The organism is Streptomyces sp. NPDC093064 (genome assembly GCF_044754605.1).
Classification (GTDB): Bacteria; Actinomycetota; Actinomycetes; order Streptomycetales; family Streptomycetaceae; genus Streptomyces.
Genome location: NZ_JBIVPK010000047.1, coordinates 45302 through 61488 on the forward strand (window position 1 = coordinate 45302; position 16187 = coordinate 61488).

The following is a 16187-nucleotide window of genomic DNA, read 5'->3' on the forward strand; positions in this document are numbered from 1 at the left end:
TGACCGCTCCGCTCGGGAGTGGCTGCACCGCATAGGAGACACCCCATGCGTCGATCACGTTCCGTTGCCATAGCCGGTCTCGCGGCCCTGGCCGCCACGGTGTGCGCACAGGCAGTGGTCGCGCCCACCGCGCAGGCCGCCCTCGGCGAGCCCGCCCGCAGCGCCTGCCGCAACGCCGCTGACGTGCCGGTCAGAACCGACGCGGTCTTCAACGACCCGGTCGCCGGCACCCCGACGGCGGTCGTCGAGCGCATCTGCTCGCTGATCAAGCAGACCCCGGCCGGCGCGTCGATCGAGATCGCCGAGTTCGTCGCCTCGGGCGACGCGGGCTCCGACTACGCCGCGGCACTGCTCGACGCCCACCGGCGCGGCGTCGAGGTCCGCATGGTCATCGACGGCTACCAGATCAACAACCCCGCCGCAGCCAAACTCATCGACACCCTCGGCACCGACAAGTCGGCGTCGTCCTGGGTCCACGTCTGCAGTCACCCAAGCCCCGAGGGCAACACGACCTCCTGCCAGGGCACCAAGGGAATGCACAACAAGTTCTCGCTGTTCTCGTCGGTCGGCGGGCGGCGCGACGTCGTCGTCCAGGCGTCGAACAACATCACCGACGTCAACTCGACCAGTTACTGGAACAACCTGGTCGTCCTGCCCGACAACCACAAGCTGTTCGCCGGATACGGCCGCTACTTCGACGACCTCGCCGCCGAGGTGCAAAACCCCGACTACGACACCACCGTCACCGGGGGGATGCAGGGCGGCAAGGTGACCGCCCAGTTCTACCCGGTCGCCGACCGCGACCCGATCGCCGAACGCCTTGCCAAGGTCGGCTGCAGGAAGGACGGCCGCACCCGCGTGGAGATCGGCCAGTCCGAGTGGGACGCCACCCGGCTCACGATCGTCGACGAGCTCGCCGAGCTCGTGACGGCCGGATGCCAGGTGCGCGTCGTGCACGGCATCGCCGACCCGGAGGTCACGGCGGCGCTGGACACGGCCGGCGTTCCGCGCAGGGTGCTCGACGGCAGCACGAAAGCCGGGCGCATCCACTCCAAGTACATAGTGGTCACCGACCCGACCGGCCCCGGCGCCCATCGGGGCTGGGTGATGACAGGCAGTCACAACTTCAACGCCACCTCTCTGCAGCGCAACGACGAAGCGATGGTCGAGCTGTCCCAGCCCGACGTGGTCGAGGCGTACACCGCCAACTTCGCCCGAGTGTGGGAGGTCGGGGCAGAAGGCTGAGCCGCCTCGCCCCGGCGAAAGCCTCGACGGCCCCGACTCGACCGCACACGGAACCGACGGAAACATCACCGTCGGCCGACTGGCCGCGCGCCTCGACAGCGCCGCCGCCGGTCACTGAAACCGTCAGCGGCGCGGGCTGCTCCCGTCGCCGAAAGGCTCCCGGAGGCCTGCTGCGTTCCCGTCCCGTCCACGGGCCAGGTCGGCCTCTGGGGAGGAGTTTGTGAACACCCCGGAGCCGCCGCCGGCTCGTGAGCCGTGACGTGATTCCTGTTCCGTCTCCCCGGTCTCGTCAGCCGGAGCGTGGATCAGGCCCGTTGGTCCAGGCGCCGCAGCCGCTTATGGGCGGACTGCTTCGTGACGCCCATGGTGCAGCCGATCTCCTTCTCCGAGAGGAGTCCCTGACCGCCGCGCGAAACTTTGGTTGTCGAAACCATTATTTGCTGACCGGCACGGCCGCCCGGCGGAAGGAAGAACGAGGGCTCGGGCCAAGTGCGGTCCGGGCCCTCGCCCGTTCAATCTGTATCACGTACACCACGGCGACGGTGACGACCGCCGCCAGCGCTATGTCGACCACCGACCGCACCCGCGCCCACACCGCCGCAGCTGCCGCTCACGCCCGCGGCCGCCGGTGGCGTCCAACAGATACACGAGCCATCCATGACCGCCGAGGAACGCCGGGCACTGACGCGAAGCGCCTCGATTCCGCGGGAGGCCGCCGAGCAGGCCGTCGCTACCGGCCCGGAATGATCCGGGCACAGCCGTGGCCGCCTATGCCACGGGCGGATCGTCCGTCGGCGGCTGCCGTACGGCACGGGGCCGCGAGGCTGTCAGCGTGGCCGCGGTGACAAGTGCGAAGGGCAGCGCACCAGCCCATGCCGGCGCGGCCCAGCGCAGTGCCATGGCGGCCGCCGCACCTGCGATCAGTGCGACGAGCCGGAGAGGCACCCACCGGTCGGGCCGCCCTGAGGCCCCGCCCAGGCCGCGCACGATGTAGGTGGCGAGCGTGCCCGTCAGGTAGGTCGTGGGCGCGGCGGCCCGCCCGGCCGCCACCATCGCCGCGGCCTGCCCACCCATCGCGAGTGCCGCCCCGCACTGCATCACGTCCCGGGCCGTGGAACCGGGCGCGCCGCCCGAGGCAGCCCAGAAGACCGCACCCACAGCGAGCAGCACCGCCTCACCCGCCAAACAGAACGCCACGCGCCGCGACCAGCGCATGGTGGTCCCCGGCCGACCATGGGTCACCCAGGCGACCACCGCCGCGCCCGCGCCGAACCCGGCCAGCGCCAGCAGCGCCGCGGTGACGTCTGCACCGCGAGCCCGGCCGATCGCCATCCCCAGCAAGGCAAGGTTGCTGGTCATGACACCGGCGAAGACGTGATCCAACGCGGTGAAAGAGATGGCTTCCACCGCTCCGGAGGCGGCCACCAGCATCACCACCGCAATCCGCATCACCAGCCCCGGGCCGCCAGCAGTCTCCCCATCGGGCTCCATCGCCGCACCTCTCGACACGACAACTAAGACTAATAATGTGGTGACTTTGTGTGTCGGACCGTCACGGCGATTCGGTCCACCGGCGATGTCAATCGGCGGAGAAGGCCGCCTGGTCTTCACCGACTGGCCGGGCTTGACCGTGGTGAACGTGGTGGGCGAGGTGGCTTGGGCCGTCCAGCCGCTGGGCACGGTGAGGTTGGCGGAGGCCTGCGAAAGCGCCACGGGGCTGACATCGTCGGTGCAGGTGGCCGTCACCGTGGAGGTGCCGCCGGGCTTGACGAACAAAGGCCTGTCGACCGTGAGCGAGTTGTGCGCGTTGTAGCCGGGAACGATCCACTTCTGGCTGGTCGTGCCGTCGCAGTCCCGCAGCTCCGCCGGGGTTCCGTTGGAAATCAGACCCTGGGCCGCTCATCCCGCGGAGTGCTCCAGCCTCCTGCAGCAGAGCCGGCATCACCGTGGACGGCTTCCCGCCGGTCACCCACCGCGCCGGGGCCGCTAGTAGGGCTTGGTCAGGTCCGTATTGGTGCTGGTATGTCGTGGTGGCAGGTCGGGCAGGCGCCGGTCCAGACCGCGAGTAGTGTCTGTAGCTCGCGGACGACCTGGTAGAGGCTCAGGCCGACGCCGCGTCTTTTGGGGCCCGGGCCAGTCGTTGCAGGGTGCAGAAGGCGTGCGCGACAGAGACAAGGGTGACGTGGTGGTGCCAGCCGCCCCAGGTTCGGCCCTCGAAGTGGGCCAGGCCCAGGGCCTGCTTCATCTCCCGGTAGTCGTGCTCGATGCGCCAGCGGAGCTTGGCGAGCCGGACCAGCGTGGTCACAGGCAACTGCACCGGCTCGCTCTCACCGGCAGGCCATTCGGCCAGCAGCCAGCACTCCGGCAACTCCGGGCCGTCGGTGGCCTGCCGGACCCCGCGTCCGGCAGGCCGGATGCGCAAGGCCACGAAGCGGGAGTACATCCGCTTGCGTCCGGAGCGGCCGGTGCCGGGCCGGGAGCCTTCCCGCCACTGCACCGGCCGAGCTGCCTTCCGCCCCGCCGCGATGACCAACTCCTTCACCGACCGTGGCTCTTCGGGATACTTGGCCACCGGCGGGCGTCCGGTCCCGGAGTACGGCTCGGCCACCGGCACCGCGCCGGCGGGCTGAGCCGACAGCGTGCTGGAGATTCCCACCACGTAATTCAGGCCGCGGGCCTGCAGTCCGTGGCACATCGTCCTGACCGAGGGCACCAGCCTCCGGCTCAGCCAGGCAACCACGGGCGAGGGCGTCAAGCCACTGCACTGAGCCAGTCGAGGGATGAAAAGTCATACCGGACTGGGAGATGAAGTGTCCGTCAGCAGGGACTTCACATGTCCGCTCACCCGGACATCGGCGTGTCCGTGGACACGGGAGAAGATCATCCCGGGCTGGCGCCTGCAACTGCACGGCGGCGGCTCGCCCGTGGTCGGCGGCGGTGCGGTGTGGGTCGTCGACTACCCGGGCGGTGAGCTGCGCGCCCTGGACCCTGCCACAGGGAGGGTCCGTAAGCAGATCGCCGTCGGAGCGGTACCGCACTTCGTCTCGCCCACACTCTCCGGTGGTCGGGTGTTCGTCGGCACGCTCAGCGGTGTCACCGCCATCGCGGGAGGCTGACCTGCTCCGGCGACGCCTCGTGCCGACTGGACGGTGAGCACGCACGGTAGGAGGGCAGTGCAGGTGCGGCGGGCCCCCGGCGACCTCGCGGGGGGCCCGCTCCGCGCAGGGGACAGGCGATCCGGTCAGGCCGTCATGAAGGTGCTGACGGGCAGTGCCCGGTTGACGATGCGCACGTCGCCGATGAAGGCGTGCAGCACCTGGTCGAGCTTGCCGCCGTACTCGTAGCCGCCGAGCATCCAGGGCATGTTGAGGGTGGTGATGCCGTTGGCCACGGTGGAGGGGTTGCGCACCACGGGGCAGCCGTCGACGTACATGGTGGTGTGGCGGCCGTCGTTGACCACGGCCACGTGCCACCACGTGTCGAGGGGGAGCTCGTGGCTCCAGTTGGTGACGATGTCGTTCCGGTTCAGCGGGTACATCGCCCACTGCAGCTCCGGGCCACCGGAGAGGCTGAGTGTGGCCACCGGCTCCTGGGGGTCGCTGCCGGTCTTGTTCGCGTCTCCGCTCATACCCCACCGACTGAGCAGGGCGGACCATGCGTCGTTGCGGCTGTTCCAGTTGGCGGGCAGCTTGAAGAACGCCTCGATGGTGTAGCCGGAGGCAAAGGTGGCCTGGTTCAGCGGGGCCTGCGGGACCGTCTGGAGGTAGGCGCCGCGTAGCGGGTGCTGGTGGCCGGTGAAGAAGATGCTGCCGTGCCCCGGCTGGTCCGGGTGGTGCTCGGAGGACCAGGTGAGAGCGTCGGCAGGGCTCCCCGGGACGGTCTCCTTGACCAGGTCGTTGCCATTGCCACTCAGGTCGGGAATCTGGTCGGAGTCGGAGAGCGGCGTGCCGTCCTGGTGCGTTCTGTCGAACCGCCAGTACGCCACCGTGCCGGGGATCAGCATCCGACTCGCCGGACGTGCTGCGCGCGCCGGCACGGGCGCGAATCCGGAGAACCGCTGCTCGAAGTCGATCGGCACGGAGAAGCGGTCCTGGTCACTGGTCAGTTCGATCTCCTGGCGCTCCAGCGCGTTGAGCTTACTGCCGGCCTGACCCATGACCCACGGGGAGATGGTCTCGACGTCGATGGTGTTCCGGGCCAGGTCGAACCGGTAGAGCCGGATCATCGCGGCACCGCCGTAGTAGCGGTTCTGGTAGTTGGTGATGTGCAGGTGGACATCGTTGCCGGCGTTGTTCCGCCGGGTGGTACGCCCTGCAGGCCAGTAGTGGCCGTTCAGAGTGAGGAAGATCTGGTCGTTGCCGGCGATCAGTTTGTCCCACAGCTGCTGGCCGTAGCCGGAGAGGTGAGCCTGGTCACCGGGGTGGTTTGCGTAGACGAGCTCATGCGTCGTCAGGATGACCGGGGTTCCGGGGTGCTGTGCGATCACGTTCTGCGCCCAGGTGAAGCCTGCCGCAGAGAGCCGCCAGTCCAGGGCGAGCACCAGCCACTCCCGGCCGGCGGCTCGGAACAGGTGGTAGGTGTTGTAGCCGTCGGGGCTAGCACCGCCGAAGGTGCTTGCCTTGCGGAAGCGATGGGGGCCGAAGGCGTCCAGGTAAAGGGTGTTGCCGCGCTGGTCGTTGCCGCCCGAGCCGACGTCGTGGTTGCCCGCGACCACGCTGTAGCCCACGTCACTGCGGTCCAGCAGCCCGAAGGCCTTGCTGATCGCGTCGAACTCGTTCTTCTGGCCGTTCTGGGTGAGGTCGCCCAGGTGCGACATGAAGACGATGTTCTCGTCCTTGGAGTTGTCGAGGATGTAGCGAAAGGACGCCTCGATGGGCTCGGGGTGGATGCTCTGGTCGTCGAACAGGTACTGGGTGTCGGGCATCACCACCAGCGTGAACCGGGGGTTGTCGGGGTCGGGCCGTCCCCGACGGTGCTCCGCGTCCCGTGCCTCGACGCTGGGCGGTTGCGCGGCGGCGGCGGGTGCTCCGGTGACGCCCGCGGCGGCAGCAGCGGCGCCCACCAGCCCTGCGTTGCGTAGGAACAAGCGGCGGCTGGTGCCCAGTTGCGGACCGTCAGGCTGGTGCTGGGGGCTGCACATGTACGTCTCCGTATCTCCAGGATGAGCACGCACACCGTAGGTTTTGAGTACGGAAGAAACCGGAGCGGTGCGTCGATGCCTGCGGAAGATCGCATGAACAGAAAGCCCGTGCCGGTGACGAACCGGGCGATCCGGGGTCTGGATTGGCGTCTGCCGTCGAGCAGGTGAGTCACCGGGCGAACGGGCGGACGGCAGTCCGGTCCCCCGGCGGACCGGGAGCGGAGCGGGTGCGGGTGCTGGTCAGCGACCCTCTCAGGTCCGGAGCGTGGACCATGCTCCGTGCCGGAGCCCTGCCCGGCGCCTCTGATACTCACGTGGGATCGCACGCAGAGGGTGCTCGCGCGGGACGCTCGTCCGACACAGGAAGGGCAGGCGTCTGGCCCCTGCCGCGTCGGCCCGCGCGTATGGGCCGGCCGAGGACGACTCCGGCCAGGACGAGTACCAGCCCGCACAGTTGCCGGACCGTCAGCACCTCTCCGGCGACTGCTATGCCGAGCAGCACGCCGGTGACGGGGTTGAGCAGTCCGATCAGGCCCACGGTCCCCGCGGGCAGGTGCCGCAACCCGGTGAACCAGGCGGTGAAGGCCAGGGCGGTGGCGACCAGGGCGACGTAGCCGAACGCGAGGAGCGCCGGTGTGTGGAGCGGTGGCGGAGGTCCCTCCGCCACCGCGGCGACCGGCAGCAGGAACAGGCCTCCGGCGGTGAGCTGCCAGGCGGTCGACATGTTCTCGGACCTGGTGTTCATCCCCGCACTGGCCGTGATCCTGCTCGTCTCCGCCGCCAAGCTCGCCCGGCACGGCTGACGTCGCGGAGCCAACTCGAAGCTGCAAACGCCCCGTCAGGCGGCGGTGGTCTGCTCGGCCGGGGCGAGCCGGGGGACGAGGCGGACGTAGGCGACCATGCCGAGGACTTCGACGAGGGTCTGGGTGACCACCACGACCGCGGCCACCGACAGGGCGTCTGGCAGCGCGAGCGCGAGGGGCAGGACGACCAGGGAATTGCGGGTGGCGCCGGTGAAGACGACGGCCCGGGTGGCCGGAGCGCCGAGGCGGAACAGGCGGGCGACGGCCTTCCCGGTGAACGCCATGACGATCAGGAACGCCGCGTAGAACGGGATGACCGCGGCAACGTCGGCGAGGCTGTCGCCGAGCTTGGGGACCTGGGAGGCGACCACGACGAACAGCGTGGCGGCCATCAGCGGGACCATCGTGGTGGTCGCGGCGTCGGAGAAACTCTGCCCGGCCGGCTGGCGGGCCGCCCATGCCTGGACGGTCCAGGCCAGCGCGAGCGGGATGACGATCAGGACGAGGAACGCCTCGACGAACGGGCCGACCTCAACGATGTCGGCCAGCTCCGAGCCCATGAACAGGTACAGGAACCCGGGCAGCAGGAGCATCTGCACGACCAGCAGCAGCGGGGTCGCGGCCAGCAGGCGGCGGCTGGACCCGCCGGCCAGCCCGGAGAAGACGATCACGTAGTCCACGCACGGGCAGAGCAGCACCAGCAGGACACCGATCCGCACGGCCTGGTCGGCGGGCAGGAAGTCGAACATCGCGGCGACGACCAGCGGCACCACCACGAAATTCACCACCAGGGCAGCGGAGAGGAACCGTCCGTCACGCAGAGAGCGGACCAGCTCGGCGGCCGGGACCTGGAGGAAGGTGACGAACAGCAGCGCGCCGAGCACCGGGTTGATGGTGTGCTCCAGGCCGGGCCCGGCGGACGGTGCCGCCCAGCCCACCAGGGCGCCCGCCGCCATGGCACCGAGATACACCGCGATCTGGTGGTGCTCCATCCGCTCGACCAGACCTGACGGTTCCTGCGACACCCGCGTGCTCCCTTGTTCCCTACCAGCCCGCCCCTGGTGGCGGCCGTGTCCCTCATCCTCACAGGCCCGACGCCGGACTTTTGCCCCAGGTCAGCGCGCCCGCTCGTCCCGGGCCGTGCCGACGGTGGGCAGGCCGAGGTCGACCGGGCCCCGGGCACTGTCGCAGGCGGCGGCCCGGCGCCGGCGGTGCAGGAGGAAGGCGCCCACGGCGGTGGCCACGGCTACCGCGGCAAGGGCGGGAACCCAGAACGAAGCGAGCGCGGAGGCCGCGCCGATGCCGCCGAGCAGGGCCAGCAGCGGGCCAGTGCAGCACACCGCGCAGGCGGCCACCGCGGCGAGGCCGGCGCCCACCGTCCCCCACGGGCGCGGGCGGCGGGAAGAGGAAGAGGCAGGGTGGCTCATGCGGTCACTCCGAACAAGTCGGCCAGCAGCGGTGCCGCGGCTTCGGGCGCGCGCACGGTCAGCTCCAGCGCGGCGGGACTCAGGTGCAGGGTGAAGTCGAAGAACGAGCAGCAGCCCTGCTCGGCCGCCGCCAGGGCCGCGACCTGCCCGGCCAACTCCGCGGTGGCCGGGAACGTGAGCCGCAAGCCGTCGGGGATCTCCTCACGCTTTTCGGCCTGCTCCACCAGCTGCCGCCACTCCTGGGCCCGGCCGTCCAGCTCGGGGCGCCCAGGGTGCAGGCCACCGGAGCGTTCCGCCACGGCTCGGCCGCCGGGGCCGGCGCGGCGGGCCGGGTGCGCGACAGCGTCACCGGCACCGGGGCGGCCGTGGCCGGGCCGGTGGTGCAGCCGCAGTCCGGCCTGCACCCTCCCTCCGGTGCGGGGCCCGACAGGTCGGTGTGCACGGCGGCCAGATGCGCGGAGAACGCCGACAGCTCCGCGATCCGGCCCTCGGTCTCCGCGATCCGGCCCGCGACCAGCGGCACCATCCGCGTACGGACCGCCGCGCACACCCCCTCCTCCCGGACGGCCAGGAGCTCGCGGATCTCCTCCAGGGCCAGGCCCAGGAGCTTGGCCGAGGAGATGAAGTCCAGGCGCTCGACTGCATCCTCCCCATAGATGCGGTACCCCGATGGGGTCCGCTCGGCCGGGAGGAGTCCGGCGTCCTCGTAGAAGCGCAGCGTGGTGGCGGGAACGCCGCAGCGTTCCGCCAGCTGCGAGATCCGGTAGGTGCTCATGGCTCCCGACGGTAAACCTTCGACCCGACTCGAAGGTCAAGCCCGGACAGAGGAAGCACCGGAGAGGAATCAGGCAGTGACGGTCACGCCCGGCGACTCTCACAAAGACATTTCTGCGAACGCGGAGCGATGTCGCCGCCGTCCACCGGCGAGACCCAGAGGATTCCCCTCCCGCGCTATCATCGATACATGGCGATGACATCCGAGTCTTGTAATGGTGTGCGGGAGGGGCTGGCGCCGGCGGCGGTGCTGTTCCGGTCGCTGGCGGACCCGGCCCGGCTGGCGATCGTGCGGCGACTGGCCGACGGCGAGGCGCGGGTGGTGGACCTGACTGGGGAACTGGGACTGGCCCAGTCGACGGTCTCCAAGCACCTGGCCTGCCTGCGCGAGTGCGGGCTGGTGGACTACCGGGCCGAGGGCCGGCAGTCCTTCTACGCGCTGTCCCGCCCGGAGCTGCTGGACCTGCTGGCCGCCGCCGAGGCGCTGCTGGCGGCGACCGGTGAGGCGGTCGCGCTGTGCCCGAACTACGCCACCGAGCCGAAGGAGACGCTGTCGTGAGCGCCAACGAGCCGGCCACGCTCCCGGTAGCGGGCGGCTGCGGCTGCGACGACGCCTGCGGGCCGTCGGCGGCGTCGGGCGGGAAGCCGGGGCGGCTGGTCTTCGCCCGGCCGGTGCTGACCCTGTTCGGCGTGGTCGTGGGCCTGGTGCTGCTCGTGGTGGTGGTGGTCGGCGAGTGGCTCGGGCTCTTCGAGCAGCTCACCGACAAGGTGCCGTACGTCGTCGGCCTGGTGCTGGTGCTGGCCGGCGGGTTCCCGATCTTCCGCAACGTGGCCCGGGCGGCGTGGCGGCGCAAGGTCACCTCGCACACCCTGATGACCGTCGGTGTGACTGCGGCGCTGGCGGTGGGCGAGTGGCCGGTCGCCGCGGTGGTGGTGCTGTTCATGCACACCGCCAACTACGCCGAACGCTTCACCTCCGAGCGCGCCCGCAAGGCGGTGCGGGAGCTGGCCGCGCTCGCGCCGACCACCGCCCGCGTCGAGCGCGACGACGCCGAGACCGAGATTCCGGTCGGGCAGGTACGCATCGGGGAGACGGTCATCGTGCGGCCCGGCGAGCAGATTCCGGTGGATGGCACCGTGCTGGCCGGGGCGGCCACCATGGACCAGGCCGCCATCACCGGCGAGTCGATGCCGGTGGAGGCCGGGCCCGGCACCCGGGTATACGCGGCGTCGTTCGCGCGCCTGGGGTCGCTGCGGGTGGCGGTGACCGGGGTGGGCGCGGACACCACCTTCGGCCGGGTCATCGCGCTGGTGGAGCAGGCCGAGACCCACCGCGCCCCGGTCCAGCGGATCGCCGACCGCTTCTCGGCCTGGTACCTGCCCGTCGTCCTGGCCGTCGCCGTGCTGACCTTCACCCTCAGCGGCAACGTACTGGCCACCGCCGCAGTCCTCGTGGTGGCCTGCTCCTGCTCGTTCGCCATGGCCACCCCCGTCGCGGTACTCGCCTCGGTTGGCGCCGCCGCCCAACAGGGCGTCCTGATCAAGGGCGGCCGCTACCTGGAGACCCTGGCCACCGCCGACGTGCTACTGATCGACAAGACCGGCACCGTCACCCTGGGCCGCCCCCAGATCACCAACGTCCTCGCCCTGGACGGCCGCAGCGAGGACGAACTGCTGCACCTCGCGGCGAGCGCGGAACGCTACTCCGAACACCCCCTAGCCCAGGCCGTCCGCACAGCCGCCACCGCACGCGGCCTGGCCCCCGGCGAGCCCGAAGACTTCGAGGCTCTCCCCGGCCGCGGAGTGCGGGCCCGCGTCGACGGCACCCGCATCGCCGTGGGCGGCCTGGCCCTGGTGCCCGACGCCGCCACACACCCCGGAGTGCGCGAACTCACCGCCCAGGGCAAGACCCTGCTCGCCGTCACCGCCGACGAGCGTCTCGTCGGCGTGCTCGGCGCCGCCGACACTCTGCGCCCGGAAATCCCCGCCGCCCTCGCCGAACTGAAGGCCCTCGGCCTGGCCCGCATCGAGCTGCTCACCGGCGACCACCAGGCCACCGCCGCCGCCCTCGCGGACGAGCTGGGCATCCCCTACCGGGCCGACCTGCTGCCCGAGGACAAGATCACCGCAGTGCGGGAGTACCAGGCCGCCGGGCACAAGGTGGTCATGGTCGGCGACGGCGTCAACGACGCCCCCGCCCTGGCCCAGGCCGACGTCGGCATCGCCATGGGTGCCGCCGGCAGCGACATCGCCATCGAGGCCGCCCACATCGCCCTGATGCGCGAGGACTGGACGCTCGTCCCCCAGGCCGTAAGAATCGCCCGGCGCACCGCCCGCGCCATCCGCATCAACATCGGCTTCACCGCCGGCTACAACGCCCTGGGCCTGTCTGCCGCCGCCTTCGGCATCCTGCCGATGATGCTCGCCGCTGCCGCCCAGTCCCTGCCCGACCTGGGCATCCTCGCCAACTCCGCCCGGCTGCTGCGGCATCCCGCCCCCGCCCGCATCCCGGTGCCGGCCGCGGGGACGAAGGAGGCGGCCGACGCAGATCAAGCGGCTCCCACCCGGGGGACGGCCCTGCCGCTGCCCCGGCCCTGACGGGGCCCCTACGCTCCAGGCGCCCGGACGGGGAGAGTGACGGCCCCCGTCCGGGCGCCTTCTACCAGGTCGGGCCGCCGTGCCGGGGTGGTTCCCGCCCTGTATCTCCCGAGGGACTGGGCTGCGGACGAGGAGCGCCGCGAGGCAGTCGGCGTCCCGGAAGGGATCATGTTCGCGACGAAGCTGCAGCAGACCGCCGCCATGGTCAAAAACGCGCTCGAGTTGGGTGTCCGGGCACGCTGGTTCGCCGGTGACGATGTGTATTCGGGCCGTGAACTTCGCAGGAGTATGCGGGAATTCGGGCTCGGCTACGCGGTCGGCGTGTCCCGTACATACACGGTCACGGATGGAGCGGGCCGCAGGTGGAAGGCCCGCCAGATGATCAACAAGGTACTGCCGCACCAGTGGATGCGCATGCAGACCGGACACGGAACGAAGGGCACCCGCGAGTACGACTGGGCCTGGCTCGATGTCCGTGCGGACGACACCCCCAACGGACACGGAGATGACGGCACCAGCGTCCTGGTCGCTTGCCGACACCGGTACACCGGCGAGATCTCCCTTGGCCAGGCGCCTGTTGGAGACGTCGATCAGATTCTGCTGCGGGAGGTACGCCTTGTCAGTACCGTCCACGTGCGCCTTGGCGTAGGTGATGCCCTTCGTGTTCAGGATGGAACTGGCCAGCGAGCCGACTCGGTCGCCGGCTTCGCGGGTGTGTGGTGCCGGGCTGCTTCTCCGTGCTTCCCCGGGGAGGGCTCCGCTGTCGCGATCGGCCCGGCAGCAAGAGCGATGGCCGGGACCGTCACAGCACCCGCCAGCACCGCCTTGTCGCCCGCCGACGGGGCGGCCGGGCCGACGCCGCGGCGTTCCCTCTCCTGCAGCGCCCACTGCCGCACAGTGGCCCGGTTAATGCCCAGGTCGACGGCGATGTCTTTTAGGTCGCCCCTCGTGTGGACTCGCCTGTTTCTTCCAAGGTGGCTTGGACGACGCGATCGACCGGAGGCCGATCCAGGTCGCGTGAACCACCGGCCCCACGCCCGGCCGCGCTCGGTGTGGTGTCGGGCGCGGCATGCGGCGTGAGGCGGCGGGTTCGCAGGGGGACTGTTTGGTGCTCGCCCCGGATCAGTCGCGTTCCACGTCGACGGTGGTCAACTGCGCGTACCGCTCCGGGTCGGTGCGTCTGATGCGGCGCGCCACCACGAGACCTATGCAGAACACCACGGGCAGCGGGATGAGCAGCCCGACGTTGACCACGCCCGAGGCTCCGGTGAGCAGGTCAAACCGCAAGGCCGCTAGGACGGTGAGCACGCTCAGCCCGAGGCAGGAGAGCAGGGGTGCCCACAGTGCCCGGAAGCTGGAGACACCGCGGCGGTCGCGCCGGAAGAATCCGTACACCGAGAGGGCGGCGAGGGCCTGCATCGCCATGATGCCCAGGACACCGGTGCCGTTCGGCCACAGGAAGACCACCGCGTACGGATCGGCGCCGCTGAGGGCTCCGGCTGCGATGAAGACGGCAGCGAGAAGACTCTGGACGAGCACGGCGGTGCCGGGGGATCCGTTGCCAGTGGTGACGCGGCCGAGCCGACGGGGCAGCAGTCCCTCGCGACCGAGGGCGTACATGTATCGGGCTGCGGCGTTGTGGAAGGCGAGGGTGGCGGCGAAGGCACTGGTGATGATCAGCACGTGCATGCTGTCGGGCAGCCAGGAGCCGACGAAGCGGCCGGCAGCGCTGAACACCATGTCCGGCCCACCCCCGCCCCGCGCGATTCGCACGGCGTCCTCGGGGCCGAAAGCACCCATGACCACCCACACGGCGAAGGCGTAGAAGACTGCGAGGAAGCCGACGGCGATGAATGTGGCCCGCGGCACGGTGCGCCGGGGCTCGCGGGCCTCCTCGGCGTAGATCGCGGTCGCCTCGAAGCCGGTGAACGCGCCGATGGCCAGGACGAACATGCCGGCCACACCCGCACCGCCCAGGGACCCCGGGTTCAGCACGGCGGGGTCCAGGGCTGCCGTGCCGCGGTGGCCCAGTACGCCGCCCTCCAGGATCAGCAGGATGACGACCTCCAGGACCAACGCGAGCCCGAGCACCTTGGCGCTGAGGGTGACCCGGAGCCAGCCGAGGACAGCGACGGCGACGATGCAGATCGCCGACCAGACCCACCAGGGCGCGACGAACCCGGTGAGGTCCGCGACACCGCCCGAGGCGAAGAAGCCGAAGCAGGCGACGAGCCCGATCTCCACCAGGTTGTACGAGACGACCGCGACGTAGGCCGTCCCAATGCCGGTGGCCTTGCCCAGGCCGCGGGCCACGTAGGCGTAGAAGGCGCCGGCGTTGCGGACATACAGGCTCATTGCGGTGAAGCCGGCCGCGAACAGCGCCAGCAGCCCGCCGGACAGGACGTATCCCAGGGGCGTGGCAAGCCCGCCCATCGCCATGGCGGCCGGGGCGACGCCTGCCACGGCCGTCAGTGGTGCGGCGGCGGCGACCACGAAGAAGACCAGGTCGAACACGCCGATGGCGGCGCTACTTAGGGCGGTGCCGCCTTCGGTGAGCGGCGCCTCGGTGTGCGGGGCGGGGGAAACGGGGGCGCTGGGGCGTGCGACGGGGGCGCGGCCGGAGCCGCTGGAGACGGGCATGGGACTCCTAACTGGGTGAGCTGAGTGGCCCTCAGGAGAAGAAACTTGAAGGGCGCTTCGGGAAGGAGGAAGAGAAACCGGTGGTTTTCCGGGTAGTCCATGGAGAGGGCTATGCGCCCGCCGTGATCCGGTCACTGAAGAGGGGGTGCGCCCGTAGCGCGCTTCGGACAATCCGGGTGGCCCGGCGAAGGTCGCGCTCCGCTCGGGCGCGTACGGGGGCGGTGCGGTCGGTGGTGTTACCAGGCTCGCTGGGCACCTGGTTCGGGGGTCGGCAGGCCCGCCACCGGGCAGCCTTCGGTCGCGAGGATTCGGCCGGCGTGCATGACCAGCAGGCGCCGGGGGTGTGCGGCGACCGCCTCGGCCACGCTTCCCGCCGCGACGGCGACGAGGTCGGCGCGGCTGCCCGGTTGCAACCCGTAGCGGTCCAGGCCCAGCGCGGCGGCGGCCTCTGTGGTGACGAGCGAGGCCGCGGTCCGCAACTCGTCATCGGTCATCAGGTCGGAGCGCAGGCCGATGATGGTCGCCCGCTCCAGCATGTCGCCGGTGCCGTACGGCCACCATGCGTCGCGGATGTTGTCGGAGCCCGCGAAGACACGGACGCCGCTTTCACGCAGCCGCAGTACGGGAGGCATGGGTCCGGCGGGCCCGTTGGTGAGGATGGATACCCCCGCCCGTGCCAGCGCCGCCGCGGTACGGGCGAATGTGGCAGCCTCGACGTCGCCGAGGCAGTAGGCGTGGCTGACCGTCACTCGGCCGCGGAGGCCGAGCGCGCCGGTACGAGCGGCGATGGCGCGCAGCTGTGCGGCGCCGGCCTCGCCGGGATCGTGCAGGTGGATGTCGACGCCGGTGCCGTGCCGCTCGGCAAGCCCGAAGACCACATCGAGCTGTCCGTCGACGTCACCGTCGAAGCCGTGGGGGTCGAGGCCGCCGACGAGGTCGGCACCTTCGCGCAGCGCCGCGTCCAGCAGGTCCGGTACGCCAGGCGCGGTGACCACCCCGCTCTGCGGAAAGGCGACGATCTGCATCATGATCAGGTCGCGGACGCGCTCGCGGACCTCCAGCAGCGCATGCAGGTTCGCCAGGCGGGAGTGCGGGTCGATGTCGACATGCGAGCGGGTGTGTCCGGTGCCGTGACCCACCATTCGGTGTATCAGTGCCAGGGCGCGCTCGGGCACCGGCACAGTGAGCCGCTGCCGGGTCTCGAGCTCGGCCGCGACCCGCTCGCGGATCGTGCTGCCCGCCACGTGCGACTGCCAGGGCGCCCCGAGAAACGTCTTGTCCGGATGGGAGTGCCCGTCCACGAACGCGGGGAGCAGGAGCGCGCCGCCCAGGTCTACACGGCCGTCGTCCGTGCCGCCGACCGTGCCGATCGGATCCTCGGCGAGCGATACGCGCTCGTCGACGGCTGCAATCAGGCCGTCACGCAAGGACACGTCTGCGCGTCGGCCGTTCGGCAGCGTGACATTGAGCCTTTCCCGGTAATGGATCATGACGTTGTGTGATCGTTCAGATGGTTCGGTCGTATTCGAGTTGGAGCAGGACGAGGGCTGCGGCGGCGAT

The 16187-nt window shown here is 70.8% G+C and carries 11 protein-coding genes and 3 pseudogenes; 4 read left to right on the forward strand and 10 right to left on the reverse strand.

The window, feature by feature from the left end; translation table 11 throughout:
* Window positions 1-45 precede the first annotated feature (45 nt).
* A complete protein-coding gene (locus ACIQFZ_RS35035; RefSeq protein ID WP_402693122.1) occupies window positions 46-1245 on the forward strand; it encodes a phosphatidylserine/phosphatidylglycerophosphate/cardiolipin synthase family protein in 1200 nt (399 codons plus the stop codon).
* A gap of 768 nt (window positions 1246-2013) precedes the next feature.
* On the opposite strand, the gene ACIQFZ_RS35040 is transcribed toward ACIQFZ_RS35035, so the two are convergent.
* Entirely contained in the window at window positions 2014-3021 is a 1008-nt protein-coding gene (locus ACIQFZ_RS35040; protein WP_402693123.1) for a DUF1275 family protein, read from the reverse strand.
* 325 nt (window positions 3022-3346) lie between these two features.
* Window positions 3347-3934 (reverse strand): annotated as a pseudogene (locus ACIQFZ_RS35045) (transposase); the annotation flags it as partial.
* Window positions 3935-4055: 121 nt separating this feature from the next.
* Between ACIQFZ_RS35045 and ACIQFZ_RS35050 the strand changes: the two are divergent.
* Window positions 4056-4361, forward strand: coding sequence for a PQQ-binding-like beta-propeller repeat protein (locus tag ACIQFZ_RS35050; RefSeq protein ID WP_402693124.1), 306 nt, complete (start codon window positions 4056-4058; stop codon window positions 4359-4361).
* A gap of 125 nt (window positions 4362-4486) precedes the next feature.
* Here ACIQFZ_RS35050 and ACIQFZ_RS35055 read toward each other — a convergent pair whose 3' ends face one another.
* From ACIQFZ_RS35055 to ACIQFZ_RS35080, 6 genes and pseudogenes are all read right to left on the reverse strand, one after another.
* Window positions 4487-6385 (reverse strand): LamG-like jellyroll fold domain-containing protein, encoded by a 1899-nt coding sequence (locus ACIQFZ_RS35055; protein WP_402693125.1) that lies wholly within the window; start codon window positions 6383-6385, stop codon window positions 4487-4489.
* Between the two features lie 310 nt (window positions 6386-6695).
* Window positions 6696-7106 (reverse strand): annotated as a pseudogene (locus ACIQFZ_RS35060) (EamA family transporter); the annotation flags it as partial.
* A 117-nt stretch (window positions 7107-7223) separates the two neighbouring features.
* Complete coding sequence (locus ACIQFZ_RS35065) at window positions 7224-8213, reverse strand: arsenic resistance protein (RefSeq protein WP_402693126.1); 990 nt, start codon at window positions 8211-8213, stop codon at window positions 7224-7226.
* Window positions 8214-8303: 90 nt separating this feature from the next.
* Window positions 8304-8615: a hypothetical protein gene (locus ACIQFZ_RS35070; RefSeq protein ID WP_402693127.1), complete on the reverse strand. Its 312-nt coding sequence runs from the start codon at window positions 8613-8615 to the stop codon at window positions 8304-8306.
* On the reverse strand, window positions 8612-9019 hold the full coding sequence (locus ACIQFZ_RS35075; protein ID WP_402693134.1) for a hypothetical protein: 408 nt from the start codon (window positions 9017-9019) through the stop codon (window positions 8612-8614). The genes ACIQFZ_RS35070 and ACIQFZ_RS35075 overlap by 4 nt, the downstream gene beginning before the upstream one ends.
* Before the next feature lie 98 nt (window positions 9020-9117).
* Window positions 9118-9390: pseudogene (locus tag ACIQFZ_RS35080) on the reverse strand (MerR family transcriptional regulator); the annotation flags it as partial.
* Window positions 9391-9579: 189 nt separating this feature from the next.
* On the opposite strand from ACIQFZ_RS35080, the gene ACIQFZ_RS35085 reads away from it, so the two are divergent.
* Both ACIQFZ_RS35085 and ACIQFZ_RS35090 read left to right on the forward strand, forming a co-directional pair.
* Complete coding sequence (locus tag ACIQFZ_RS35085) at window positions 9580-9948, forward strand: ArsR/SmtB family transcription factor (RefSeq protein WP_402693128.1); 369 nt, start codon at window positions 9580-9582, stop codon at window positions 9946-9948.
* On the forward strand, window positions 9945-11987 hold the full coding sequence (locus ACIQFZ_RS35090; protein ID WP_402693129.1) for a heavy metal translocating P-type ATPase: 2043 nt from the start codon (window positions 9945-9947) through the stop codon (window positions 11985-11987). Before ACIQFZ_RS35085 ends, ACIQFZ_RS35090 begins: the two co-directional genes overlap by 4 nt.
* Before the next feature lie 1122 nt (window positions 11988-13109).
* On the opposite strand, the gene ACIQFZ_RS35095 is transcribed toward ACIQFZ_RS35090, so the two are convergent.
* Together ACIQFZ_RS35095 and ACIQFZ_RS35100 are read right to left on the reverse strand one after the other, a co-directional pair.
* Window positions 13110-14627, reverse strand: coding sequence for an APC family permease (locus ACIQFZ_RS35095; RefSeq protein WP_402693130.1), 1518 nt, complete (start codon window positions 14625-14627; stop codon window positions 13110-13112).
* 236 nt (window positions 14628-14863) lie between these two features.
* Window positions 14864-16117 (reverse strand): amidohydrolase family protein, encoded by a 1254-nt coding sequence (locus ACIQFZ_RS35100; protein ID WP_402693131.1) that lies wholly within the window; start codon window positions 16115-16117, stop codon window positions 14864-14866.
* Window positions 16118-16187 lie beyond the last annotated feature (70 nt).